The following is a 9,314-nucleotide window of genomic DNA, read 5'->3' as shown; positions in this document are numbered from 1 at the left end:
TTTGGCCCCACGGTAGCAAATATATATCAACTTTCCTATGGGTGATAGCCGCTCAATGTGAGTCATATATAACTGTTTTTTAAAAACAATTATAAAAAAATCAAAAATCATTTTTTTATATTTAATAAACAAAAAACTATAACCTCACCATTCGCTTAATTTTATCCCCACTTCGTAAAATTTTAACAAGCTATCGTTATTTACCAAAATAACACCGCTAACTGTAACTAAAAAAGAACAAAACAAATAAACAACATCCCCTTCTAATTGCACAAATGGAAAAATACAAATCTCCAACCTCATGAATAAGCACTTTCCAATGCCTAGCAATTAGTCAAAATTAAACATTAGCCAAACCGTCGTTAACGGACTGGCTTATATCCTAAAAAGTGATCATCGCTTAAACCATATGCAAAGCTGAGCAACCAACCTGCTACTAACACTAAATATTTATCCGAAGATCACCACAATCAATGACCTCAATTTTAGCAATGACCATTTAACCACCATCCTCACGCGTCTTAACAACGATACCAACTGGGAAAACTATCAAGTAAAACAAGCACAAGAATCGGTATTAGATTCCCGCCTTTCCAAGATCATCATCGAAAATATAAACACACGTCTTTCAAATGTTTAATGCTTAAAAACATGCTAACGGCCTTGGCGCTAAAACCCAATTAAGTTCGGTAACCAAAAAAAGAAGTTTTTATCGGTATTCATCTTGACGCTCACCTTAATAATTCTGGCACTGCCAGACTTTCCCAAAAAATCTAGGTCAATGACATCCACTATCCCTATTTAAATATGGGCGAAAATTCTTGTAGGACATGAGGTGCCTGTAGTTTGGCAATCTATATCCCACTTTCTAAAAATTGAATCTGTGAATTTATATATCTTATAATTAGATATAAATATCTAATAATATCGTTTAATTAATAATTGAATCTACAGTAAGATTATCTTCACAGTAAATGTACACAATTTCCAACATAGCTGAATGCAAGGTGGTTTTAATGGCACTTGAAACGAAAAACTACGACAAAGAACGCGATATAGCTGACATTGCAAATCAGATTGCTGTTGCCTTGCAGGGCATTCGCTTTGGCTCAGTTGAGATCATTATCCACGAAAACAAAGTGGTGCAAATCGAACGCAAGGAAAAGCTGCGTTTTGACAACCGATCTGCTCTCGATAAGCGGGCTTCGTTCTAAAACTCTACCGTAAAAGCGGCGATAACAAAGACATACAACTTGGAAGCTGACCAGACAACAGGAAGCAACCGTAATATGACATGTTTCCATTATAAAGTTTTCCAGCTATCAAAAGGACAACACATGAAGCCTTACTTAAAGAAATTGACCCAAACAACAAGATTCTTAAGTCTTTTAGTGCTATTGCCGAACATGGCAAACGCCGAAGACTATTATCGTAAGACTTTGGGTTACCGTGTCGAACCGGAACCCGATCCACCCAGCTATGTCCGCAGCCTAAGTCGCACCCAATTCAAGCAATTTCGTGATATTGATTGGTTGGATGTTGGCTTGGAATTTCGTACCCGTTACGAATACCGGGAGAATGATTACCGGCCAACGCCCACCGGCACGAATAGCAGCACTAAATTTCGTGCAGATCCGGATAACCTTTGGTTATTAAGAACCCGTGCCTATGTGGGGGTGCACGACATTCTTGATCCACTGCGATTTGCTGTTGAGTTCCAAGATTCCCGCAGTTATAACGGCATTTACGAGAGGAATGTCTCCGATGTAAATGAGTTTGAATTGATTCAGGGCTATGCCGAACTTTATTTTAAAGACCTTTTGGGTCATAACCGTCCCTTAAGTATCCGTGCTGGCCGCCAGCATTTGGAACTATTGGATAGGCGTTTGATAGGTAACAACCAATTCCGTAACACCACCAATAACTTTGAAGGATTCCGTGTGCGTCTTGGTAAAAAACAAAACGACTGGGATTTGGATTTATTCGCCTTACAGCCCATAGAACGTCTGAAATATGAGTTTGACCGCGCGGATGAAGACACCTGGATTTATGGCGGGGTGTTAAGCCTAAAACAGTGGTCTGATTACATTACTATTCAACCTTATTTTATAGGCCGTAAACAAAACGGTGATCCTACCAACGCTGTGGAGAAAGACCGTAAGCCCGACCTGGATATTTATGCCCCAGGCCTTAGGATTTATGGAACTTTAGGGGATAGCGGTTTTGATTTCGATGCTGATATTAACAAACAATTTGGTCGCTCTGGCAATCTGCCAGCTGGTTCCACCAAACAGACCTTACGCCAACACGATGCTGTGGCCTTTGCCCTGGAATTGGGCTACACCTTTGATCACGAATGGAAACCCAGGCTGAGTGCGTTTTATGGCTATGGAAGCGGCGATAAAGATCCCAAAGACAATAAACTGGAACGCTTCGATTCTTTCTATGGTTTTAACCAGCCGTGGTCACGTAACGATTATTTCTCTTGGGATAACATTGAAACGCCTAAAGTGCGCTTGGAATTTACCCCTTATAAAGACGTTCGAGTTGATGCCGGTTATAACGCTTATTGGTTACAAAGCAATACGGATGCCTTCAACCGTGCCAATTTGCGTGACCGTGATGGTAATAGCGGCAGCTTTATTGGCCACGAGTTTGATATCCGCATGCGCCATAAGCTTAATCCCTATGTTGATTGGAGTTTGAGTTATGCCCGCTTTACGCCTGGCGATTTTACCAAATCACAAGCCAAAGCCACTACGGGGCCATTCACGACGGAAGCCAGCAATTTCTTCTACTTTGAAGTGTCCCTGAATGCTTTCGGTGATGGCAAGATTAATTAATATTTGGATAACAGGCTTTATTTAACAGAACGTTTACCGTCTTTTCAGACCGTATACTAGACACCCAATTTTCATAAGGAAGAAATGATGAACACAAACATATGGTTTAATCAGTTGCGAGTATTGGCACACATGGCGTTAACCGTTATGGGGTTAATGCTTATTACCAACACAGCATTGGCTGAGCGGACATTGTTGAATGTCTCTTACGATCCCACCCGCGAGCTGTATAAAGAATACAACCCGTTATTCATCCAGCACTGGAAAGCAAAGACCGGGGAAACGGTTGCAATCCAGCAGTCCCACGGCGGTGCCGGCAAGCAAGCACGGGCGGTGCTGGATGGTCTGGAAGCCGATGTCGTTACCTTGGCGCTGGCCTATGATATTGACCAGTTGTATAACAAGGCTCGATTGATCCCGGAAAACTGGCAAAGTCTATTGCCTAACAATAGCTCGCCTTACACGTCTACGATTGTGTTCGTCGTCCGTAAAGGCAATCCGAAACAGATCAAGGACTGGATTGATTTGACTAAAGACGGCGTGAGTGTTGTTACCCCTAATCCGAAAACATCCGGTGGCGCACGCTGGAATTATTTGGCTGCGTGGTCTTACGCATTGAAACACAACAATAACAGTGAAGCCGCTGCTAAGGATTTTATCGGCAAGCTGTATAAGAATGCTGCTGTCCTGGATACGGGCGCACGCGGTTCAACCACCAGCTTTGTGGAAAGGGAAATTGGCGATGTGCTGATTACCTGGGAAAACGAGGCTTATCTGGTGTTGAATGAATTCGGTGCAGACAAATATGAAGTGGTTACGCCTTCATTTAGCATCCTGGCTGAACCCCCTGTCGCCGTGATTGACAAAGTAGTGAAAAAAAATGGCAACCAGGATATTGCCAGCGACTATCTGGCTTACCTGTATAGCAAAGAAGCCCAGGAAATTATTGCCAAAAACCATTATCGTCCGACTGACAAGGACATTGCGGCAAAATATGAAAAGCAATTTCCTAACCTGGAGCTAGTCACCATAGCGCAACTGGGTGGCTGGAATGATGCGCAGAAAAAGCATTTTGCTGATGACGGCGTGTTTGACCAGATATATGACCAAGGTAAGTAACGATCAGCTTTACCTTTGAAAAAAGGGCAGGGTGATGACTTCCAGTCGTTATTAATAAAAAAATTAAGAGATAAAAATAGGCAAAGTGGACAACCACAGGCGGAAAACACACCATGTCACAAAGTAATATTATGCCAGGCTTTAAACCTGCACTGGGTTTCACTGTCGTTTATCTTAGCCTGGTGGTGTTGATCCCCTTAAGCACCCTGGTGTTTAACAGTTTCCAACTCAGTTGGGATGATTATGTCGCCATCATTACTCATAAACGGGTCTTGGCCTCGTTTCGGGTCAGTTTTATGGCCGCCTTGATCGCTGCGGCCATTGCCAGCTTTTTTGGGGTGGTTGTCGCTTGGGTGTTAGTGCGCTATACCTTTGCCGGTAAACGTTTCTTCCATGCCCTGATCGATTTGCCGTTTGCCTTGCCGACTGCGGTGGCTGGTATTGTTTTGGCCACCATTTTTCAGCCCAGTGGTTTTCTCGGTAAATTATTGATGGATACCGTAGGTGTCCAGGTGGCTTTCAAGCCGTTGGGTATTGTGGTGGCATTGATTTTTATCAGCATCCCTTTTGTGGTGCGGACTGTCGAGCCGGTGTTGCTGGAGTTTGACACCAGCATGGAAGAAGCCGCCGCCAGTATGGGCGCATCCCGCGTACAAATCTTCAGCAAAATTATTTTTCCGAATATTTTCCCCGCCATTTTGACCGGCTTTGCGCTGTCGTTTGCCAGGGGTGTCGGTGAATACGGTTCGGTGATTTTTATTGCCGGTAATATCCCTTACGTCTCTGAAGTGGTGCCGCTGCTGATTGTCACCAAACTGGAACAATACGACATGGAAGGTGCTACCGCCATTGCCTTGTCGATGCTGGTGGTGTCTTTCTTGCTGCTGTTTGTTATTAATTTATTGCAACTGTGGGCGCGTAAGCGTTCAGGGCAACTGTAGGGGAGGCCAAGGCTATGAGCGCCGTTATTCAAACCAAAAATAATACCAAGCAGCAAGCGGCTTTGCATGATCCCACCTGGGTTAGAACCGGCTTAATTGCTATCGCACTGGGGTTTATTGTGCTGTTTTTATGCCTGCCTTTAGGGTTGGTACTTTTTGAGGCTTTCTCTAAAGGCTGGACGGCCTACTGGTCGGCATTGACCCAACCAGACACCCAAGCCGCATTAAAGCTGACCCTATTGACCGCACTGGTGACCGTACCGTTAAACACGGTGTTTGGTATCGCTGCCGCCTGGGCGATTACCCGTTTCGAATTTAAAGGCAAAAGCCTGTTAACCACCTTGATTGATTTGCCTTTTTCGGTATCGCCGGTCATTTCTGGGGTTATTTTCGTGTTGTTGTTTGGCGCGCAGGGTGTGTTTGGCGAATGGCTGATGGCGCACGACGTAAAGATCATTTTTGCGACACCGGGCATCATCCTGGCTACGCTGTTTGTCACCTTCCCTTTTGTCGCCAGACAGTTGATCCCCTTGATGCAGGAAATGGGTAATGAAGAAGAGGAAGCAGCGCTGTCATTGGGTGCCAGTGGCTGGAAGACCTTTTTTCAGATCACCTTGCCCAATATCAAATGGGCGTTGTTGTATGGGGTCTTGTTATGCAACGCCAGGGCTATGGGCGAATTTGGCGCGGTATCTGTAGTTTCTGGGCATATTCGCGGCATGACCAACACGCTGCCATTGCATGTTGAGGTCAGTTATAACGATTATGACGTGGTCGGCGCTTTTGCCGGTGCATCTATTCTGGCCGGTTTGGCTATTGTGACACTGGTTTTGAAAAGCCTGCTCGAATGGAAGCAGAGCGACCGTTAACCCTTTTGATTTTGTGAGGGTTACCAATTTAAAACGGGACACTTTTATATAAAAACCGTTCGTGGTGAGCTTGTCGAACCATGAGCCACATGTTCTTCGACAAGCTCAGGGCGAACGACCGTCCCAGCCTTAAGTTGGCAGCCATTTTGTGAGAATCTACAATGAGTATTTTGCTTTCTAACATCAGTAAAAATTTTGGTCAGTTTTCTGCGCTGGATCATGTCAACCTGGAAATTCCCGAAGGCGAGCTGGTAGCTTTATTGGGGCCATCGGGCTGCGGCAAGACCACTTTGCTACGCATCATCGCAGGGCTTGAACGTGCTGATGAGGGGCGTGTATTGTTGAACGGTGAAGATGTGACCGATGAACATGTGCGCAATCGGGGCATTGGTTTTGTGTTCCAGCATTATGCGCTGTTCCGGCACATGACCGTCTTTGACAACGTTGCGTTTGGGCTTCGGGTTAAACCGCGCAAACTGCGGCCTAGCGAAGACCAGATCAAGGAAAAAGTCCACGCCTTATTGAATTTGGTGCAACTGGATTGGCTTAACCACCGTTTTCCAGACCAGTTGTCTGGTGGCCAGCGCCAGCGTATTGCCTTGGCGCGAGCATTGGCCGTAGAACCGTCGGTGCTTTTGCTGGATGAACCGTTTGGTGCCCTCGATGCCAGTGTCCGCAAGGACTTGCGGCTTTGGTTACGCCATTTGCACCATGAATTAAACGTCACCACTATTTTTGTCACCCACGACCAAGAAGAGGCGATGGAGGTGGCCAGCCAGATAGTGGTACTCAATCACGGCAAGATTGAGCAAAAAGGCTCGCCCAGTGAAATTTACGACCATCCCAGCAACGATTTTGTGTCGCGCTTTATTGGCCAGACCAATGTTTTTCATCTGGAAAAAGACGATGGAGTCTGGCTTAAAAGCGCCGGTATGTCGCTGGATGATGCACGGGGCATTACCGCGCATGTGCGTCCGCATAATATCGCCGTGGTCAAGCAGTCTGATTCGGTGTCATCGCCGGTTTTTTTGAAGGATTGGCAACATCTGGGGGCGACGATACGGCTGGAATTAGGACGGGACGGGCTCAATGGCTCAGGCAAGATTATTTATGCCGAAATGCCTAATGAGCAGTTTAAGCAGCTGGAACTGGCGAAGGGCGATAAGGTGGCGCTGTTTATTAAACATGCCCATTGGTTCAATTGAGCAGCCTCAGACATAACCGACTATTTTCTGTAAATTAGCCATGAATTTAAATCAGCTGGAAATTATGTATTTGTTACAGAAAACCGGCTACAACCTGTCTAAGGTAGCCGCCAAGATGAATGTTGTGCAATCTGCCGTCAGTCGGCAGTTGATTATGCTGGAGGATGAAATAGGCACGCCGTTATTTGAGCGGCACGGGAAACGCTTGCTGGGGCCTACGCCATTAGGGGCGCGTATTCTTGAGGAAGTCACCTTTCTCAATCAGGCTAAGCGTAATATTCGTGCCTTGGCGGATGATTTTTTGGACAACCGTAACGGGATGCTGCACATTGCCACCACCCATACGCAAGCGAAGTATTTTTTGCCGACACCGATCAGCCGGTTCAGGGAAAAATATCCGGGCATTAAAATTTACATTGAACAGTCATCGCCAGGCAACTTGATTAACTTACTGCACCACCATAAGGCGGATATTGCTATTTGCACCGAGAGCATGAATGACGATGAAAAACTGGTGATTAAGCCGTGTTACCAGTGGCATCATATTGTTGTTGTACCGAAAGGCCATCCGTTGATAGGCGAAGACATCACGCTGGAACGTTTGGCGACTTTTCCCATATTGACCTATAGCCAAGGCTTTACTGGGCGCAGCAATATCGAAAAAGCGTTTGATAATAAAGGCATTGAACTGGATGTGACATTGGCGGCAGCGGATTCCGATGTCATTAAAACGTATGTGCGCTTGGGGTTTGGTGTCGGCATTATTGCAGGGACTTCTTACGAGCCAGTTATTGATGCTGATCTGGTGGCGTTGGATTTGGCGCACCTGATTCCGCCATCAACAACCAAGTTTGCGTATTTGAAACAAAGTTATTTGCCCAGCTATGCGCGTTATTTTGTTGAGCAACTCCAGACATCAATAAAGCGTGATTTGTTTCCTTGTGGTGAGTCGGCAAGTAAAGACCAGTGCCTGTTAACCCACTGATAAACGCTCACTGAAAGTAGCGGAAATTTTTTGTACTGATGACCCAAATGCCAAGAGTTTATGTGCAATAGCTTGACGCAAGCAAGACGAGTAATATACATTAGGATAAAACGTAATAAGCTGACCGGACAACCAGAAGCCAGTGCCTCCTTCACAGGATCACTGGCTTTTTTTTGGCCAAAATTTGGCCGGTTGTTTTACTGACAATCTAACCACAGGAGCTTTTATGTCGCACTGGTACACGGATAATTCACACTCCATTGGCAACACACCGTTAGTGAAGCTCAATCGTATTACCGATGATATTCCCGCTATTATCCTTGCCAAAATAGAAGGCCGTAATCCGGGCTATTCGGTGAAATGCCGCATTGGTGCCGCCATGATTAACGATGCGGAACGTCGTGGGGTGCTCACTCGCGGCAAGGAACTGGTCGAACCGACCAGTGGCAACACCGGCATTGCCCTGGGCTTTTGGCTACCCATATATGGGTAGCCTGATTTTCCAACAGTTGCATAAGCAAATTAATGTAACCGTATTCCCTCCGATTTTTCCATCGCCAGCAATTTAGGCAACAATTCCTCGCGGCGGCTAATATCCAACTTGATAAATATCTTGGTGATATGATCTTTAACGGTAGTGAGTTTGATATGTAGCTTTTCGCCAATTTGGTCGTTGGATAAGCCTTGCACCATCAACAAAACAACTTCCCGTTGTGTGGGTGACAGTTGCGTATTCGGCAATACGCGCAGGACTTTTAAGGTTAGCGGTTCTTGGTGGGTAATTGACATACCAATGATGCCACCTGGTTCATGAGCGTTCCGTAACCATTGGGCGTGGAAAACAAAGCGGCCGCAATTGTTGGTCAGGCTCCACGAGGGTGGATTGGCTGTTTTGCCTTGGAATATTGTATCCAGGCTTTGGCACAGCTGTGCCAAATTTTGCTTCACGATGGTTTCTTGTTTTTGCCTGTCACGGCTTACGATGGGACTGCAGGCCAACGCCAATAAATTTTCCGCTTGCTGGCTCAGATAAATAATTTGTCCTCGTGCATCCATAATCATCAGGCCAGATAATTCGTTGCCGCTGTATTGGCTGTCCTTATCGCCAGAAACCAAGAACGCATGGCCAAGGTAAGGGGTTAACATCGTCATCAGTGTTTGCTCCCGACTATTGAAAGGTCTTTTGTTGCGTGGGCGGAACAAATTCAACAGACCAACCGGCTTGCCGCCCAGCATGACGGGTGCCAGCAACATATGGTGCTGGTTATTGCTACGAAACACGATGTTGTAGTATCTACTTTAAATTCCAGGGTAAGCCCAATATCAAATCGGCACTGGCTGCGTTTTTTGGG

The 9,314-nt window shown here is 45.7% G+C and carries 9 protein-coding genes; 8 read left to right on the top strand and 1 reads right to left on the bottom strand.

Annotated elements, in window-relative coordinates; genetic code table 11:
- Positions 1–1,016: 1,016 nt before the first annotated feature.
- The 8 genes from CRENPOLYSF2_RS16535 (at position 1,017) to CRENPOLYSF2_RS16500 (ending at position 8,455) form a co-directional block, all read left to right on the top strand.
- Entirely contained in the window at positions 1,017–1,214 is a 198-nt protein-coding gene (locus CRENPOLYSF2_RS16535; protein ID WP_087145055.1) for a YezD family protein, read from the top strand.
- 123 nt (positions 1,215–1,337) lie between these two features.
- Positions 1,338–2,843, top strand: coding sequence for an alginate export family protein (locus CRENPOLYSF2_RS16530; protein ID WP_176371152.1), 1,506 nt, complete (start codon positions 1,338–1,340; stop codon positions 2,841–2,843).
- A 132-nt stretch (positions 2,844–2,975) separates the two neighbouring features.
- Complete coding sequence (locus tag CRENPOLYSF2_RS16525) at positions 2,976–3,962, top strand: sulfate ABC transporter substrate-binding protein (protein ID WP_087145056.1); 987 nt, start codon at positions 2,976–2,978, stop codon at positions 3,960–3,962.
- A 113-nt stretch (positions 3,963–4,075) separates the two neighbouring features.
- Positions 4,076–4,903: a sulfate ABC transporter permease subunit CysT gene (gene cysT, locus CRENPOLYSF2_RS16520; protein ID WP_087145053.1), complete on the top strand. Its 828-nt coding sequence runs from the start codon at positions 4,076–4,078 to the stop codon at positions 4,901–4,903.
- A 14-nt stretch (positions 4,904–4,917) separates the two neighbouring features.
- Entirely contained in the window at positions 4,918–5,772 is an 855-nt protein-coding gene (gene cysW / locus CRENPOLYSF2_RS16515; RefSeq protein ID WP_087145052.1) for a sulfate ABC transporter permease subunit CysW, read from the top strand.
- Between the two features lie 161 nt (positions 5,773–5,933).
- On the top strand, positions 5,934–6,977 hold the full coding sequence (locus CRENPOLYSF2_RS16510) for a sulfate/molybdate ABC transporter ATP-binding protein (protein ID WP_087145051.1): 1,044 nt from the start codon (positions 5,934–5,936) through the stop codon (positions 6,975–6,977).
- 40 nt (positions 6,978–7,017) lie between these two features.
- Complete coding sequence (locus tag CRENPOLYSF2_RS16505) at positions 7,018–7,962, top strand: LysR substrate-binding domain-containing protein (RefSeq protein ID WP_087145050.1); 945 nt, start codon at positions 7,018–7,020, stop codon at positions 7,960–7,962.
- A 226-nt stretch (positions 7,963–8,188) separates the two neighbouring features.
- The gene (locus CRENPOLYSF2_RS16500) at positions 8,189–8,455 is read left to right on the top strand and encodes a pyridoxal-phosphate dependent enzyme (RefSeq protein ID WP_419185585.1); all 267 of its coding nucleotides are present in this window, start codon (positions 8,189–8,191) and stop codon (positions 8,453–8,455) included.
- A 29-nt stretch (positions 8,456–8,484) separates the two neighbouring features.
- On the opposite strand, the gene CRENPOLYSF2_RS16495 is transcribed toward CRENPOLYSF2_RS16500, so the two are convergent.
- Complete coding sequence (locus CRENPOLYSF2_RS16495) at positions 8,485–9,216, bottom strand: LuxR C-terminal-related transcriptional regulator (protein WP_176371151.1); 732 nt, start codon at positions 9,214–9,216, stop codon at positions 8,485–8,487.
- Positions 9,217–9,314 lie beyond the last annotated feature (98 nt).

This window comes from Crenothrix polyspora (genome assembly GCF_900163755.1).
Taxonomy (GTDB): domain Bacteria; phylum Pseudomonadota; class Gammaproteobacteria; order Methylococcales; family Methylomonadaceae; genus Crenothrix; species Crenothrix polyspora.
This window is presented reverse-complemented; position numbering and strand designations above follow the sequence as displayed.

What these genes read in the sequence shown, in the direction of transcription:
- CRENPOLYSF2_RS16535 (WP_087145055.1), top strand. Translation starts at nt 1,017, where the DNA reads ATGGCACTTGAAACGAAAAACTACGACAAAGAACGCGATATAGCTGAC.
- CRENPOLYSF2_RS16530 (WP_176371152.1), top strand. Translation starts at nt 1,338, where the DNA reads ATGAAGCCTTACTTAAAGAAATTGACCCAAACAACAAGATTCTTAAGT.
- CRENPOLYSF2_RS16525 (WP_087145056.1), top strand. Translation starts at nt 2,976, where the DNA reads ATGGCGTTAACCGTTATGGGGTTAATGCTTATTACCAACACAGCATTG.
- cysT (WP_087145053.1), top strand. Translation starts at nt 4,076, where the DNA reads ATGTCACAAAGTAATATTATGCCAGGCTTTAAACCTGCACTGGGTTTC.
- cysW (WP_087145052.1), top strand. Translation starts at nt 4,918, where the DNA reads ATGAGCGCCGTTATTCAAACCAAAAATAATACCAAGCAGCAAGCGGCT.
- CRENPOLYSF2_RS16510 (WP_087145051.1), top strand. Translation starts at nt 5,934, where the DNA reads ATGAGTATTTTGCTTTCTAACATCAGTAAAAATTTTGGTCAGTTTTCT.
- CRENPOLYSF2_RS16505 (WP_087145050.1), top strand. Translation starts at nt 7,018, where the DNA reads ATGAATTTAAATCAGCTGGAAATTATGTATTTGTTACAGAAAACCGGC.
- CRENPOLYSF2_RS16500 (WP_419185585.1), top strand. Translation starts at nt 8,189, where the DNA reads ATGTCGCACTGGTACACGGATAATTCACACTCCATTGGCAACACACCG.
- CRENPOLYSF2_RS16495 (WP_176371151.1), bottom strand. Translation starts at nt 9,216, where the DNA reads ATGTTGCTGGCACCCGTCATGCTGGGCGGCAAGCCGGTTGGTCTGTTG.